Source organism: uncultured Abiotrophia sp., from assembly GCF_938010525.1.
Classification (GTDB): domain Bacteria; phylum Bacillota; class Bacilli; order Lactobacillales; family Aerococcaceae; genus Abiotrophia.
On record NZ_CALLVK010000023.1, the window covers coordinates 58117 to 73910 of the forward strand.

The 15794-nt window shown below is 46.1% G+C and carries 11 protein-coding genes; 9 read left to right on the forward strand and 2 right to left on the reverse strand.

The window, feature by feature from the left end; genetic code table 11:
• Positions 1 to 111: 111 nt before the first annotated feature.
• The 3 genes from dinB to Q0339_RS07550 all read left to right on the forward strand — a co-directional run bounded on the left by dinB (position 112) and on the right by Q0339_RS07550 (position 3642).
• The gene (dinB, locus tag Q0339_RS07540; protein WP_298078209.1) at positions 112 to 1233 is read left to right on the forward strand and encodes a DNA polymerase IV; all 1122 of its coding nucleotides are present in this window, start codon (positions 112 to 114) and stop codon (positions 1231 to 1233) included.
• A gap of 81 nt (positions 1234 to 1314) precedes the next feature.
• Positions 1315 to 2625, forward strand: a complete 1311-nt coding sequence (locus Q0339_RS07545) for a DRTGG domain-containing protein (RefSeq protein ID WP_023390923.1) — start codon at positions 1315 to 1317, stop codon at positions 2623 to 2625.
• A 30-nt stretch (positions 2626 to 2655) separates the two neighbouring features.
• Positions 2656 to 3642 (forward strand): bifunctional oligoribonuclease/PAP phosphatase NrnA, encoded by a 987-nt coding sequence (locus Q0339_RS07550; protein ID WP_298078210.1) that lies wholly within the window; start codon positions 2656 to 2658, stop codon positions 3640 to 3642.
• Positions 3643 to 3873: 231 nt separating this feature from the next.
• On the opposite strand, the gene zwf is transcribed toward Q0339_RS07550, so the two are convergent.
• A complete protein-coding gene (gene zwf / locus Q0339_RS07555) occupies positions 3874 to 5307 on the reverse strand; it encodes a glucose-6-phosphate dehydrogenase (RefSeq protein ID WP_298078211.1) in 1434 nt (477 codons plus the stop codon).
• A gap of 203 nt (positions 5308 to 5510) precedes the next feature.
• Here zwf and Q0339_RS07560 point away from each other — a divergent pair, with 203 nt between their 5' ends.
• The 3 genes from Q0339_RS07560 to recA all read left to right on the forward strand — a co-directional run bounded on the left by Q0339_RS07560 (position 5511) and on the right by recA (position 8719).
• Positions 5511 to 6212 carry a TIGR02206 family membrane protein gene (locus tag Q0339_RS07560; protein ID WP_298078212.1) on the forward strand — a complete coding sequence of 234 codons (702 nt, stop codon included), beginning with the start codon at positions 5511 to 5513 and terminating at the stop codon, positions 6210 to 6212.
• A gap of 209 nt (positions 6213 to 6421) precedes the next feature.
• On the forward strand, positions 6422 to 7576 hold the full coding sequence (locus tag Q0339_RS07565) for a molybdopterin-binding protein (protein ID WP_298078213.1): 1155 nt from the start codon (positions 6422 to 6424) through the stop codon (positions 7574 to 7576).
• A 96-nt stretch (positions 7577 to 7672) separates the two neighbouring features.
• On the forward strand, positions 7673 to 8719 hold the full coding sequence (gene recA, locus Q0339_RS07570; protein ID WP_070755352.1) for a recombinase RecA: 1047 nt from the start codon (positions 7673 to 7675) through the stop codon (positions 8717 to 8719).
• Positions 8720 to 8809: 90 nt separating this feature from the next.
• Here recA and Q0339_RS07575 read toward each other — a convergent pair whose 3' ends face one another.
• Positions 8810 to 11575, reverse strand: coding sequence for a YfhO family protein (locus tag Q0339_RS07575; protein WP_298078214.1), 2766 nt, complete (start codon positions 11573 to 11575; stop codon positions 8810 to 8812).
• Between the two features lie 181 nt (positions 11576 to 11756).
• Between Q0339_RS07575 and Q0339_RS07580 the strand changes: the two genes are divergently transcribed.
• From Q0339_RS07580 to Q0339_RS07590, 3 genes are all read left to right on the forward strand, one after another.
• Positions 11757 to 13862 carry a penicillin-binding protein 2 gene (locus Q0339_RS07580; protein WP_298078215.1) on the forward strand — a complete coding sequence of 702 codons (2106 nt, stop codon included), beginning with the start codon at positions 11757 to 11759 and terminating at the stop codon, positions 13860 to 13862.
• Positions 13863 to 14058: 196 nt separating this feature from the next.
• Positions 14059 to 14511, forward strand: a complete 453-nt coding sequence (locus Q0339_RS07585; protein ID WP_070755354.1) for a flavodoxin — start codon at positions 14059 to 14061, stop codon at positions 14509 to 14511.
• Positions 14512 to 14538: 27 nt separating this feature from the next.
• Positions 14539 to 15780 carry an aminopeptidase gene (locus tag Q0339_RS07590; RefSeq protein WP_298078217.1) on the forward strand — a complete coding sequence of 414 codons (1242 nt, stop codon included), beginning with the start codon at positions 14539 to 14541 and terminating at the stop codon, positions 15778 to 15780.
• Positions 15781 to 15794: the final 14 nt, after the last annotated feature.

Genomic DNA, 15794 nt, shown 5'->3' on the forward strand with positions numbered 1-15794 from the left:
CTATCTAGCTACTTGCCTTTTATTGCTATCTGGGGCAGGCTCACCACTTGAAAACACGAACAAATTTTCGTATACTAGAGGAGAAGTATGATAGGGGAGAGGAGGGGCATCATGCGCTATGGGATTTTAGAGTTTAAGGATCCGGTGCCGGACACATCACGTAAGATACTGCATGTGGATATGGATGCCTTCTATGCCAATGTCGAGGCGCGGGATAATCCAGCGATTGCTCATAAACCTATTGTGATTGCCAAGCATCCCAAGTTAACCGGTGGACGGGGCATCGTCTCTACTTGCAACTACAAGGCGCGCGAATATGGCATCCATTCGGCCATGACGGCTGCTGAAGCCTTCAAACGCTGTCCCCATGCGGTCTTTATCGCGGGCGATTGGTCCCACTATCAGGAAGTGTCTCAGCAGATTCGGGCAATTTTTGCCCAGTACACGGATTTGATTGAGCCCATGTCCCTGGATGAGGCCTATCTGGATGTGACTCATAATAAGCTGGGCATTCAAAGTGCGACCTATTTAGCTCAGCGCATTCAAGCCCAGATTAAGGCAGAACTCAACCTAACCTGTTCGATTGGGGTGTCCTATAACAAGTTCCTAGCCAAAATTGCCTCTGACTATCGTAAGCCCTTTGGTATTACGGTGGTGACACCTGATCAAGCCTTAGAATTTTTAGATGACCTACCCATTGATAAGTTCTATGGGGTGGGGCGGCAGTCAGTACCTTATTTTCACCAGAGGGGGATTATGACTGGGGCGGATTTGCGAGCAATTGAATTAGAAGACCTGATTGAAAATTTTGGTAAAATGGGCAAATCCCTCTACTACAAGGTGCGCGGGGTCCATGATGCGCCAGTCCAGCCCCACCGTGAGCGCAAGTCCATTGGTAAAGAAACGACCTTCATTCAGTTTCTGGCGGAAGAAGAGGGGGTTCTAGATGCCTTGACCCAGCTGACTAAGCGGGTGGTGGCAATCTTAAAGGCCAAGAATTTCCACGCCCAGACCGTGACGCTTAAGATTCGCTATGATGATTTCGAGACCTTAACGCGTCAACTATCTTTGGGCTCTCCTAGCCAAGATGTGGAGGTGATTAGCCAGGCGGTGCAGGAACTCTGGGAGCTTCACGGTCATTTGCATAAGACCGTCCGCCTACTGGGAGTCTCTACAGCTGGGCTAATCCAGCTCGATAAGGTTAATACGCAATTATCTTTTGAAAAAATGTAAAACAGGTCTGTTACTTTTTAAAATAACTGTTATAATATGAAGTATAACAGTTATTTTTGTGTCTAAAGAGAAGGTGACTATATGGCAACCAAACATGATCTGATTATCCAATACATTGAATCCCTCCCCATCGGGGATAAAATCTCGGTTCGAGGGATTGCCAAGCATCTCAAGATGAGTGAAGGGACGGCCTACCGGGCTATTAAGGACGCCGAAGTACTAGGCATTGTCTCGACCATTGAGCGGGTTGGGACCATTCGCATTGAGAAGAAGCAAAAATATTCGCCGGAAATGCTAACCTTTGGTGAAGTGGTGCAAATTATTGAAGGGGAGGTCCAAGGTGGTAGCCAGGGTTTGACCCAGCACCTGTCTAAATTCATCATTGGGGCCATGACCAAGGACGCTATGGAGCGTTACTTTACCGACGATTCTCTGATTATTGTGGGGAACCGGGAAGACGTCCAACTCTTTGCCTTGGAAAAGGGCGTGGCGGTGCTCATTACCGGGGGCTTCAAGGCTAGTGACCAGGTCATTAGCCTGGCTAATGAACGCAATTTGCCAGTGATTTCCACCACCTTCGATACCTTTACGGTAGCGACCATCATCAACCGGTCCATGGCGGACCAGATGATTAAGAAGGAAATCATGACCATTCGGGATATCTACACACCACTATCCCAGGTGCCACTTCTAGCGCCAAGTGATTCGGTAGCTGACTTCAATCGCTTGATGGAAGAAACAGGACAGGAACGTTTTCCTGTCTGCTATAACCAACGGCTGATTGGGGTTGTGGCTGCTAAGGACGTCCAAGGTAAGCAAGAATCCATTCAGTTGGAGCGGGTCATGACCAAGAATCCGGTGACTGTCAAGACTCATATGTCGGTGGCTAGTGTCTCGCACAAGATGATTTGGCAGGATATTGAGATGATTCCAGTGGTGGAAGACAACCTTCAACTGCTTGGGGTGGTGACGCGTGAGGAAGTCTCCAAGGCCATTCAAGTGGTCCAGCAACAACCGCAAATGGTTCATACCTTCGAAGAAGACATTACGGCCCAGTTAGAAGTGGCCAGTGAAGTCACGGACTATGATTTCCAAGCCTTCGTGCAACCGCAGATGATTGGCAACTTTGGGACCATCTCTTATGGGGTTCTGACGGAACTGATTGCCCAAGTGACGGATCGCAAGGTCTTTGAGTTGACCCATCTCAACAGTGTCATCGAGAAGATTGACCTTCATTATTTCAACCTAATCCAAATTGGCAATGAAATTCAATTTAAGGGTCATGTCTTCAACCACAACCGTCGGGCGGCCCTAACCCAGGTGGATGTTTTCCACGAGAATAGTCTGGTGGCCAAGGCCATTATTACCAGCCAAATGATTGAACGCAACTAAGTTTAGCGAGTAAGGAAGTAGAAAACTACTATGTATATTGAACATCACGAGGCGCAAGCCCTCATCCAATTGATTCAAGCAGCCCAAACCATTGTTATTCACCGCCATGTGAGGCCTGATCCGGATGCCATCGGCTCCCAATTAGGGCTCAAATCTCTGATTGAATCGACTTTCCCTGACAAACGTGTTTTAGCGGCCGGCACGACGACCCAAGGGCTCAAGTGGATTGGCTCCATGGACAAGGTAACTGCTGCTGACTACCAAGGCGCTCTGGTTATTGTCTGTGATACCGCCAACCAACCTCGGATTGACGGAGACCACTACGACAAGGGCGCGACCCTAGTCAAGGTAGACCACCATCCTCCTGTGGATGATTATGGCCAACTTCAAATTGTCCATCCCATTGCAAGTTCTACCTGCGAAATAATCGCCGAAATCAGTCGCCACCTAGGTGACCAGCTGCCTATGCAGGATCAAGCAGCGCGCCTGCTCTACACAGGCATGGTGTCTGATACGGCTCGCTTCCTCTATGAGTCCACCACCTCACGGACCTTAGAAGTCGCGGCTTGGCTCAAGCAATATGACTTCTCATCCTTTGAGATTAGCGACCGCTTTATGCGATTGAGTTTTGAAGAAGCCAAATTCCAAGGCCATATCTTTGAGACCATGTCCATTAATGAAGCAGGTGTCGCCTGGGTGACCATTAGCCAAGAAGACATTAAGACATTTGGCATCAGCGAAGAACAAACCCAGATTGCGGTGACCTTGCCGGGGCGTATCGAAGGTGTCTTGTCTTGGGTCATTTTCGTTCAACAAGAAGGCAATGGTGATCACTATCGTTGCCGTATTCGTTCCAAAGGGCCGGTTATCAACGGGATTGCAGCCAATCATGATGGCGGTGGCCATCCCATGGCTAGTGGCGCTAATGCCTACAGTTTAGCTGAGTGCCAAGCCATTGTAGAAGAGTTAAGGCAAGCTGTTCTAGCATATCGCCAAGAGCTTGAGCAAGAAGTTTAAGCGGATGAAGAAAACCCATTATATCATATATGATATAATGGGTTTTTTGTGTCTGGAAAGTCGGAGCCAGTGGTCCACTCGGCGGAGTGGACCACTAGCGCGCCAAGCAAGTAGCCGATTGCCTCAAAAGCGCCACAAAAACCCAGAGCCAGTGGCCCACTTTTCAAAGTCGACCACTGGCGCAAAGACAGCAAAAAAGAGTTTAGGCTCAGGTCCTAAACTCTTTTCATCTTATTTAAGGAGCCATTCAAAGCCGTCGCGGGCTAAGAGGTCATCGCCTTCTTGAGGGCCATGACTGCCAGCTGGATACTGGGCTAGTGGTGTCTCAGTATCGGCAGTCCAATAGGCTTGAATATTATCCAAGAATTTCCAGGCAGCAGCTACTTCACACCATTGGGTAAAGTGTTCGCGATCACCTTGGCTAGCTTCGAAAATTAAGCGTGCGTAGTCATCTGGACTTTCTGCCAATTCTTCTAAATTGTAGCGGAAGCTGAGTGGCACGCGGTGGCTATCCTGGCTGTAGCCAATGGCTTTGGTGTTGAGCCAGAGGGTGTAGCCCAGGTCAGGGGCGATTTCAATGCGGAGATGGTCGCCTTCCAAGCCGTCTTGAGTCGGACGATAGAGGACATCCACCATGGTCGCCTTCTGATTAAGCCGCTTGCCAGTCCGCAGATAGAAAGGAACACCTTCCCATTCTGGCAAATCTAGCATCACTTTGGCAGCAAAATAGGTCTCAGTACGGGAAGCAGGATCTACGCCCTCTTCTTCCAGATAGCCCTTGAGGTCACCTTGAGCGCTGTATTGGCCACGAACTACACAAGCTCGGCATTCTTGAGCGTCAGCATAGTGATGTAGGTTGGCTAGGCTACGATATTTAGCTGCCTGAATATCTGCTGTTTGGTTGGAGGCAGGTTCTGCCATGGTCAGCAGGGCGAGCAGTTGGAGCATATGGTTTTGAACCATGTCGCGACTAGCGCCAGAATGATCGTAGTAGCCAGCTCGCTCTTCAACCCCCACCATTTCAGGCAGAGAAATTTGAATGCTAGCAATATGATCCTTATTCCAAGTATGACGGAAAAGTTGGTTATGGAAACGCAAGTGGTAGAGGGCTTGAACTAGTTCTTTACCCAGATAGTGGTCAATGCGATAGATTTGCGATTCATCGAAGGCCACATTGAGTTTGTCTTGCAATTCTTGGGCAGAAGCTAGGTCATGCCCAAATGGTTTTTCGATAATGAGACGGTTAAAGCCTGATGCCAAAAGACCTTGCGATTTAATATGTTCAGCAATAATAGGGAAGAAGGTAGGAGACATGGACAGGTAGAAGAGGCGATTACCTTGGGTTTGGTAAGTAGCATCGAGCCGGTCTGCCAATTGCTTGAGTTGGTCATAGTGTTCGGTATTTTGAACATCGTGGGATAGGTAATAGAAGTGGGAGGCGAATTCCTGAACATGGTCAGGGCTAAGCGCCTGAGCGCCTACGCTGTCTACAATGACTTGACGGAAATGCTCATCAGACCATGGACGACGGGCAGTCCCAATCAAAGCAAAATTCTGAGATAGGCGGCCGCTGCGATAGAGTTGGTAAATAGCAGGGTAGAGCTTGCGAAAAGCCAAGTCACCCGTAGCCCCAAAGAGGGTTAAAAGGATAGGTTGTTCTTTCATGGGATACCTCCAATTCATTCACTTGTATTATAACCTATCAGTCTTAGATTAGACAATGTAGGTGCTTGGATCAAGCAACTTTTTTGTGGCCAAGTTCCTCTTGCGAGAAAAGGGTGGACTGGGTATAATAAAGGAACACATGGCTCAGAGACCTGTGACATTATATGATTAGCAAAATCATGTTATAAGGAGGCCTTTCGCCTATGAAAGATTTTTTGACAACTACTCAGTCCGCGCCGCCTGCCATTTCCTTGGGTTGGTTTTTGGTTATTGTCGGACTTTTGGTCGTGCTCGGTTGGACTAGCTTACGAAAATATGGCGATCCTGCCTATGTTAAGACCTTCCGAATTATACAAATTATCCAGTTGACGGTCCTCTATACTTGGTACGTGGTTTATTCCCTGCCTATATCAAATAGTTTGCCACTTTATCATTGTCGTCTAGCAATGTTTGCCTTGGTTCTATGGCCGGGCAAATCTCGTTTCAAGCAATATTTCGCCTTGCTAGGGGCTAGTGGTGCCTTCTTTGCCTTGGTCTATCCGGTTTTCGACCCCTATGATTTTCCGCATGTTACCAGCTTTTCTTTCTTAGTCGGTCACTATGCCTTGTGGGTCAATGCCCTCATCTACCTCTTCAAAAATTACCAAGCTAATCTACTCAAGCGCTGGCAACTTGCAGCCATCACCTTTGCGCTTAATGCTGGTTTAGTACTGGTTAATATACTGACAGGTGGCAATTATGGCTTGCTCAGTGAACCGCCTTTTATTAAGGGGAGTCCACTCTGGGTGATTTATTTGGCAGTCAGCCTGGTCCTAATTGCGGCTCTGATTTTAGCAGACTTCTTAGTGGCTAACTGGAAGGCCAATCAAGCCTTAAGACCTCAGGAAATTTATCTTGAAAACTAAGTTTCAAGCACCTAGTTAGCTAGGTGCTTTTTATATGGCTTTAGAAGGGGTTGATTGGCTGACTTATAAAATATGTATAAAGCGTTAAACCCTAAGCAATCCCACTAGCCTAAGGCTTAAGAGATGGTCTATAATAGAAGAAGTGAAAAAGTCCTACTAAAAAAATGCGACAGCTAGGCTTTTGGTCTATATATATAAGGAGGGGTATGATGAAGGCAGAACTTATTTCAGTCGGAACAGAACTTTTGATGGGGTATGTGGTCAACAGTAATGCTAGTGATATTGCTAAGCAATTATTAGCCATTGGCATCGGCACCTATTATCAGCAGACAGTAGGGGATAACTGGGAGCGTATTAGCCAAGCCTTAGCGCTAGCGCATTCGCGTTCAGACTTGGTCATTTTAACTGGTGGTCTGGGCCCTACTCATGATGATATTACCAAGCAAGTAGTGGCGGCCTTTGTTGGGACGACCTTAGAAGAGGATCCGCGCCAACTGGCTAAGTTAAACCAGCATTTAGCTCATGAGGGGCGGGAATGTGTACCAATTGACTTGCTGCAGGTTCTTACTTTAAAAGGGGGAAAGGCCCTGTGGAATGCCTATGGCTTAGCATGTGGTTCTGTCTACCAACATGAAGGGGTGACCTACATTCTCTTGCCGGGCCCGCCCTATGAAATGAATCAAATGCTTAAGCAAGAGGTCCTACCAGAGTTAGCTAAACAGCTAGGCAAGCAAGAGGCCATGGAGTCGCTCTATCTTAATTTCTTTGGCATTGGGGAATCCAAACTAGCTCAAATTTTGGCTCAACCCATTGCAGAGCAAAGCAATCCTACCCTAGGTCTCTATGCTAAGCCGCGTCATATCGTGGTGCGCTTAACGGCCAATGCTGCGACCTCTCAAGACGCTCATGCCCTTAACCAGGCCTTGGCTCAGGAGCTTATTGGCTTGGCTGGCGATTATTATATGGGGCAGGGGGAAGACTTTGATTTTGCGGGCTATGTCTTAGGAAAAATGGCAGATCAAGGTCAGCGACTAGTAAGTTTAGAAGGCTTTACCTATGGTCAACTAGCTAGTCGTCTACGCCATCAAGATCCTGAGGCGGCTGTCTACCAGCGAGGCTATATTCAAGAAGTGACTGAAGCAAACCTAGAAACTAGCTTAGCCTCTCTCAGTCAAGACTTAGCACAAGACACTTTCTGCTTAGTCAACTATCAGCTAAATCAGGAAGAGGCAATGTTGATTTTGATTACACCTTCAGGCCAGCGCCTAGAGCGACCGGTCTATCTAGGCAAGCGACCTTACGAGGTTCAGGCTAGCATTGTCGTCTATGAAGGCTTAAGCCTCTTGAACAAGCAGGTGAGCTAGAATAAAAGAATCAGAACAAATGTTCTTATTTTGCTTGCTTTTTGTCGAGATTTTAGGTAAACTATAGAAGAGTTAAGAAAGAGGAGATGTTAAAGAATGAATGAAGATCGCAAAAAAGCCCTAGATAAGGCCCTAAAAGATATTGAAAAAAGCTTTGGTAAGGGCTCCATCATGCGTCTGGGTGAAAAAGTCGACACCAAAATTTCGACCATTCCGTCAGGTTCCCTGGCTTTAGATATTGCCTTAGGGGTAGGTGGCTATCCACGAGGCCGAATTATTGAATGTTATGGTCCAGAGTCTTCTGGTAAGACTACTGTGGCCCTTCATGCCATTGCCGAAGTACAAAAACAAGGGGGCTTGGCTGCCTTCATTGATGCTGAGCATGCCTTGGACCCAGATTATGCTGCCGCTTTAGGGGTTAACATTGATGAATTGCTCTTGTCCCAACCAGATACAGGTGAACAAGGTTTGGCTATCGCTGATGCCTTGGTAACTTCAGGGGCGGTTGACATCATTGTCATTGACTCGGTTGCAGCCTTGGTACCACGCGCTGAAATCGATGGGGAGATGGGGGATGCCCATGTCGGCTTACAAGCTCGTCTTATGTCCCAAGCGCTTCGTAAATTATCCGGTAATGTCAATAAGACCAAAACCATCTGCTTCTTCATCAACCAATTGCGTGAAAAAGTAGGGATTATGTTCGGGAACCCTGAGACGACACCAGGTGGACGTGCCCTCAAATTCTACTCAACTGTTCGTTTAGAAGTGCGTAAGGCTGAGTTGATTAAGAACGGTAGCGAAGTGATTGGTAGCCGTGCAAAAATCAAGGTTGTTAAGAATAAGGTGGCGCCACCATTTAAGGAAGCCTTAGTGGATATTGTCTACGGTAAAGGGATTTCTAAGGTGGGCGAGCTAGTCGATATGGCTGCTGATTTGGATATTGTTAACAAGGCAGGCTCTTGGTACTCCTACGGCGAGGCTCGTATTGGGCAAGGTCGTGAAGCTGCTAAACAATACCTCTTGGACAACCCAGAAGTACAAGCAGAAATCGAAGCTCGTGTTCGGGCTCACTATAAGATTGGCGAAGCACCTGAGACTAACGAAGAAGCTCAAGTGGCTTTAGGTGGACTTTTCCAAGAATAAGATAAAAAAAGTACGTGGCCGGAAGTCTTCCAGCCACATTTTTTTCACAGACAAATAAAAAGTCCGCCAGATGGCGGACTTTTTAAATAGTTAGACGCTAGCAATTTCCAATGGTTTGCGGTACTTTTTAAGCCAAGTCTGGTCTAAGACGAAGGCTGCAATACCTAAGAGACTGACAGCTAAGCCAATCCATACAGGCATTGGGAAGTAGTGAAGGGTAATGGTGTGGTCACCCTTCTTAATTGGAATAGCGAGTAGGGTGTCATTCAAAACTGAGATGCCTTGGACAGGTTGGCCATTATCCGTAATGCGCCAGTGCTTGTCGTAAGGGATGGTGAAGAGCAGATAGCCTTCTTCTTGTTCTGTATTAATGGTACCCGTAATCTTATTGTGTTTGAAGCTCGTTACTTTAAAGAGATGGTCCTGTTTGCTAGCAATCATCGCATCATAGCGTGCCTTATCAAACTCGTAGAGTTTTGGTAGGTTAGCTTTCAATTCTGGTTTTTCAAGACGAACCTTGAGTTCTTGATTATCCTGAATTTTCTTGTAGGATGCGTTAGTGATTTGACGATAGGAGAAGGTCCCATAGAAGTGGTAGGCTTCGCTGTTAAGATCTAGCTTGGTCTTCTCACCATCATATTGGCTAGGAAGGGTGAAGTAGTAAGGATTTTCGCTAGTTGTATTGAAGCGGAAACTGAAGTAGTGAGATGACTTAGATTTCGTCAGTTCACTGTTGCTAGATTCGCTATTACGTGAGTAGGTTAAGTAGTCTCCATCGCCTCGGTTAGTAATAGTCACATTGACGGGCGTTTCTTCCTTGAGTTCGTGTTCGGTAAAGTAAGGTTGGCCCGCTCCCTTATAGTCAACTAGACTGAGTAAGTATTCTTGGTTTTGAATAGGTTGGTGATTCACCAAGGGGTTACTTTCAGAGGTTAATTGATTAGAGACTTCAATCCCCAAACCTAAACGTTCCGTGTTTTCGTGGACAACATAGCGAGGTTGACTATCAATGGTCGGATAAGCCTGAATATCCAGATCAGTTGCCACTTGGTAAAGTTTATACTGATCAGGCAAGGTATTGGCTGCTGTATCTTTGGAAGGATCCAAGAGATAGCGGATATTGAAAAGGTCATCGGTGAAGAGGGTCCCGTTAGTATACTCTACAACCCCAGAAGTCTGAGGTAGTCCCAAATAGCCAAAGAGCTTAGGCGCGTTGGCATCTATGGTGGAGCCAAAGTGGTTCATGCCATTGAAATGGGTGTACATAGCTTCGTTCTTAGAACGTTGATAGGTGGTATGAATTCGGTAGAAGTCATCAGATGGGTTTCGGAGGCCTGTAAGAGACTGGTCTAAAATCGCTACATAGTCGTTAAACTTAGAAAGTTGAACATAGCTTAATTCTTGGAGAATCAAGGCGCCATTAGTGAAAATCTCGCAGGCTACAACCGCTAGTAAGGCTACTTGCATGAGCTTAGGATGGAGAAATTCGAAGTGAAGGACTAAAATAATCAAGAGGGCAAAAATTAAGCTTAAGAGCAAGTTAGCTTCAATCTTGGTTGCGCCTAGGTTACTAAAATCAAGGTAGAGGGCATTCAACTTAAGGAATTTATAGTCTGACATCCGTCCGTAGTAATAGTAGGTGTAAACCGTGACACTCACAATCATCAGAATGCTTTGCCAGTAGGCTAAGGCCTGACGGCGATTTTGGAAGGCTTTTAGGGCCAAAATGATGAGGAAGAAGGTGGTCAAGAAGGAGAAACGGAAGTGGTACCAGATTGGAAACTGGCCACCGTGCCACAAGCGGTCAAAAATCTTGAAGTGGAAACCTAAATAGAAAGGAATCAAGACCACGATGGCCGCGATCTTTTCTTGCCAACGAATCTTGCGGATGAAGAAGTAGTAGACTACGAAGAGACTGACCAAGATAGAAGAGTAGAGGTTTGGCGAACCTTTCTTAATTTCGTCGAAAACGAAAGAGCCAAGGAAAAGTTTGGAACCAATCGCCTCTAGATTATGGGCCACATCCCAGTTCCAGTCGGTCTTGGTGTGGGTTGCCTTACTGCTGAGCAAGGCCATGAAGGTGGGAATCAACATCATGGCACTAATGGCAGCTCCCATCAGAGACTGGATGACGAAGTCACTATAGTGTTGGATAAAGGATTTAATGGTCACTTTAGGGAACTTCTCGAAGATGACATAGCCGGCATAGAAGGCTAGGAAGATACACATCATAAAGCCAATGTAGTAGTTGGAAATCAGGCTGACGGCCAACATGATAACATAGAGCTTGCTGCGACGTTGAGTCATGATGCGGTCTAGACCTAGGGCAATCAGTGGCAGGAAGACTAAGACGTCGAACCACATGATGTTGAGCATATAGGTAAAGGTATAGCTCATTAAGGCATAGGCATTAGCAAAGAGACTGCCCATAACGGTATTAGTCTGATATTTCTTGCGAGCAAAGTAGAAGAAGGTCAGGCTGGCTCCTGCCAATTTGAGATAAGTTAAGAGGGTAACTGCTGCAGCCAGATGTTGTTCGTCGAAAAGCAGTAAAATCAGGTTAAAGGGACTCATAAGATAATAAGCCCATACCCCAATCATTTCTCCCCCGTAGCCCTTTTGGAAGCTATAGAGGAATTGCTCTGGCGTCTGAGTCAGAGTCTGCCGGAAGAGACTGAAGAAGTCGATATACTGTTGGCCCAAGTCGATAGTTAGCATGGAATTGGAGCCGAAAGGGGTAAATCCTTTGAAGATGGCTAAGCCCATTAAAATAAGTGTTGTCAGGCCAAGGTTAAGTAGATAGGGTTTATAGCGGGCCAAGCGAGGCATGGCGTGCTGGTTCACGTGCTGGCTCATAAATACCTCCAAATTTTCTAGCATTCTTATCTATTTTACCAAATTTTGGCTTTAATAGCACCTTTTAATGAGGCGGCTTTTTAGCTTTTTTTATGGATTTATGATGAACTATTATCTTTTGATGAATTCTTTTGGTATAATAGAGAAGCTTAGAATATTATGAAGGGAATGGAGTGCTGAAATGCCACGTTATAAGTTAAAGAAACCGAAGAATAAATCCCATATTCCCTTTCGTTTGAACCTTCTATTAATGATTTCCTTTTTATGTTTTGCGGCCCTTTTCGTACGCTTGGGCTATATCCAACTCTATAATGGGCAAATGTTCAAACGAATGGTTGAACGGACCGAGTCCACTACTTCGACAGGTTCTGTTCCACGAGGGATGATTTACGATAGCAATGGGAAAGTCCTGGTCGGTAACCAGCCTGAACGGGCTATTCTTTATACCCGTGACAGTGATTCTAAAGTTCAAGCCAAGGATATTATTGCAGTTGCACGTCGATTAGCCTCTTTGGTTGATGTTCCAACGCAAGAAGTAACCGAGCGGGACCGGAAAGATTATTTCGTTGTGACTAATCCCGATACCGTCAATGGCCGTTTAACAGCTGAACAACGTAAATTAGCTGGTTCAGAAGCCTATGAGGCTCAACTAGCCGCTGTAACTGAAGATGATATTCAATATTCAGAGTCCGAACTTAAGATAATTGCCCTTTTCAAACGTATGAATAGTGCTTTCTCGCTTTCAACAGTTACCGTCAAAAATAAGAATGTAACGCCTGATGAAATTGCTCGGGTCAGTGAACATTTAAGTGAATTGCCAGGTATTCAGATTGGGACGGATTGGCAACGGGTCTACCCACAAGGGGAAATGATGCGTTCTATCTTGGGTCAAGTATCTTCAGAACAACGCGGTCTCCCAAGTGAATTAGCCTCAATGTACCTAGCGCGTGGCTATGCCATGAATGACCGGGTAGGGATCAGTTATCTAGAAAAACAATACGAAGACGTTTTACATGGTGCAAAGTCGGTATCTAAGATTGTAACCGACTCTTCCGATGATGTCTTGGCTAAACAAGTCGTCTACGAAGGCTCCAAGGGTGACAACTTAGTCATGACCATGGACATCGATTTCCAGAAGAAATTAGAAGAGATTGCCGAAAGCTCGCTTAAGAAAATTGAAAACCGTGGTTTGAACGATCGGGTTTACATTGCAGTGCTTAACCCCAATAATGGGGATGTTTTAGCTCTGGTTGGTAAACGATTCAAATACAACCAAGCGACCGACTCTTATGATTATGATACCATCGAAGATGACACCTTGGGGACTCTCAACACCTCCTATGGTATGGGGTCTTCGGTTAAGCCTGCCATGGTGGCTATGGGTTACATGTCGGGCGCGCTCAGCCTAAATAATAATACCATCTTGGATGAACCAATGAAGTTCCAGGGCTCTGCTGAAAAGAGTTCCGTCTTCAACCGTACGGGTCAAGTCAATATTAATGATATTGAAGCCTTGCAAAAATCTTCCAACATCTACATGATTAAGACCGCCATGAGAATGGGTGGACAGAACGAATATACTAAGGACGGTAAGTTGGATATCGATCCTAAGACTTTGGATACCATGCGTGAGTACTTTGCCGAGTTTGGTTTAGGAACTAAGACTGGGATTGATATTCCGAGCGAGTCTGTTGGATACTTACCTGAGTCAGAACAACTGGTTAACATCTTGTTCTTGTCTTTTGGGCAGTTTGACTTGTATACGCCGCTGCAACTGGTTCAATATGCTAGCGTCATTGCCAACGGTGGGGTTCGTTATGCGCCACGTTTGGTTAAGGAAATCCGCAATACAGATGCCAATGGTCACTTAGGTGGAGTAGAAACGACAATTGAACCTAAGGTCATGAACGTAGTGCCAGTTGAAAAATCTGTTATGGACCGGATTCATGAAGGGATGTATCAAGTTTCCCATACAATGGACGGGTCAGCTCATTACCTCTTCATGAATTACCCTATCAAGGTTGGGTCTAAGACCGGGACGGACGAAGCCTTCTATGCTGGACCTATTCAATACGCGGCTAATAATCCAGTGGTTAACGCCACTTATATCGGTTATGCGCCTTATGATAAGCCTGAGATTGCGGTCAGCGTGGTCTTACCCTATCTACCAGCAGATGCAACCGGTCGTGATTCCACCCGAATTGCCCGGGACGTGATGAATGCTTATTTTGAAATGAGAGAAGCCACACGCTCAACGATTGAAAGCTACAAGCCAAACCAACCATAAGTGTGAGGGGCTGGAACCTAAGTTCCAGTCCCTTTTTGGACTTTAAGTACTATTAGTTTACCCGTAAGAGACAAAAAAAGGTGTCTACTTGTTAACTATTTTTGTAAGCTCTATAAAAAATGAGTGCTAGCGTATATTTTTGTGCCTAACTTTGTTATAATAAGAGAGTAGTATTGAGATGAAGGAGGCGGGTTAGTTGCCACAAGCATTAATTATTTATGCAAGCTTGACCGGAAACACTGAGGCCTGTGCGGATATTTTGGCGGAAGCACTAGAAGGACACGGGGTTGAGGTCACCCTACATGATGTCATGCAAGCCGAAGCAGCGGACTTTGAAGACTATGATTGCTGTATCGCTGGGGCTTATACCTATGGTGTGGACGGTGTCTTGCCTGATGAAATGTTAGACTTTTCTGAAGACTTAGGTCAATTAGACTTATCAGGTAAGGTCTTTGGGGTCTTTGGTTCTGGGGATGAGTTCTATGAAGTCTTCTGTGGGGCAGTTGATACCCTGGAAGAACAATTCAAGAAAGCAGGAGCTCGCCAAGCTGGCGCTAGCGTCAAGGTTAACCTCTACCCGGAAGATGAGGCCGTGACCGAATTAGAACGTCTGGCGCAAGATTTAGCCGACGCTTTAGCTGACAATTAATAATAAGATAGATACAAGGAGGAACTTATGACTTTAGCAAATTTTGATGAATTATTAGCCAAATACGCCCATCTCTTAATCAAGAAGGGCTTGAACGTGGGGACTGGGGATTATGTCCACATCAATACCGATGTTAACCAAATTCAATTGACTCACCTCTTGGTCAAGCAAGCCTATGAAGCAGGGGCAGCCAATGTTGCCGTTGACTTTTCTGATGATACCCTGACCCGTCTCAAATACGAATACGAAAGCACTGAAAGCTTGTGTGAGGTACCTGACTATGCCGTTGCCAAAGCGGAGTACTTCTTGGATAAACGTGCTAAGCGCCTTGCTTTGCGTTCGACTGACCCTAACAACTTATCTGGCTTAGATGCACAGAAAATTAGTGCGTCACAACGTGCCTTGCGTTCGGCTATTGCGCATGTGTCAACGGCTATTCAAGCTAACGAAGTGAGTTGGTTAGTAGTGGCAGGGGCTGCACCTGCTTGGGCGGCAGTCGTCTTTCCTGACTTGGGCTCAAGCCAAGAACAAGTAGATGCCCTCTGGGATGCTATCTTCAAGGCTAACCGTATCTATGCTGATGATCCAATCGCTGCTTGGGATCAACATGTTGCAACCTTAGATCAGAAAGCTAAGTTCTTGAACGATACGCAATTTGATGCCCTTCACTATACGGGGCCAGGGACTGACTTAATCTTGGGCTTACCTAAAAACCATGTCTGGGAAAGCGCTGGTTCGCTTAACCGTAAAGGTGAAATCTTCATTGCTAACATGCCAACAGAAGAAGTCTTCACAGCACCTGATTTCCGTCGGGCTGAAGGCTATGTTTCAAGCTCTAAGCCGCTGGCTTACGGTGGGACGGTTATCGAAGGCATGAAGTTTACCTTCAAGGACGGTCAAATTGTGGAAGTATCAGCTGAAAAAGGGGAAGAAACGCTCAAACGCCTTGTAGAAGAAAATGAAGGGGCGCGTGGCCTAGGGGAAGTTGCCCTCGTAGCGCACCAAACGCCAATCTCTCAATCAGGTATTACCTTCTTCAATACCCTTTTCGACGAAAATGCCTCCAACCACTTAGCAATCGGGCAAGCCTATGCAACCTCGGTACAAGGTGGGACTGACATGAGTCAAGAAGAATTGGCACAAGCAGGTCTCAACCGATCCATTGTCCACGTGGACTTTATGATTGGGAATGAGCACATGGATATTGATGGGATTAAGGCAGATGGGACCCGCGTCCCTATCTTCCGCAAAGGCGAATGGGCCTACTAAGCCAGAGAGGATGT

Coding starts and splice junctions, on each gene's coding strand:
- zwf (WP_298078211.1), bottom strand. CDS start 5,307: ATGAAAGAACAACCTATCCTTTTAACCCTCTTTGGGGCTACGGGTGAC.
- Q0339_RS07580 (WP_298078215.1), top strand. CDS start 11,757: ATGCCACGTTATAAGTTAAAGAAACCGAAGAATAAATCCCATATTCCC.
- Q0339_RS07575 (WP_298078214.1), bottom strand. CDS start 11,575: ATGAGCCAGCACGTGAACCAGCACGCCATGCCTCGCTTGGCCCGCTAT.
- dinB (WP_298078209.1), top strand. CDS start 112: ATGCGCTATGGGATTTTAGAGTTTAAGGATCCGGTGCCGGACACATCA.
- Q0339_RS07560 (WP_298078212.1), top strand. CDS start 5,511: ATGAAAGATTTTTTGACAACTACTCAGTCCGCGCCGCCTGCCATTTCC.
- Q0339_RS07565 (WP_298078213.1), top strand. CDS start 6,422: ATGAAGGCAGAACTTATTTCAGTCGGAACAGAACTTTTGATGGGGTAT.
- Q0339_RS07545 (WP_023390923.1), top strand. CDS start 1,315: ATGGCAACCAAACATGATCTGATTATCCAATACATTGAATCCCTCCCC.
- recA (WP_070755352.1), top strand. CDS start 7,673: ATGAATGAAGATCGCAAAAAAGCCCTAGATAAGGCCCTAAAAGATATT.
- Q0339_RS07590 (WP_298078217.1), top strand. CDS start 14,539: ATGACTTTAGCAAATTTTGATGAATTATTAGCCAAATACGCCCATCTC.
- Q0339_RS07550 (WP_298078210.1), top strand. CDS start 2,656: ATGTATATTGAACATCACGAGGCGCAAGCCCTCATCCAATTGATTCAA.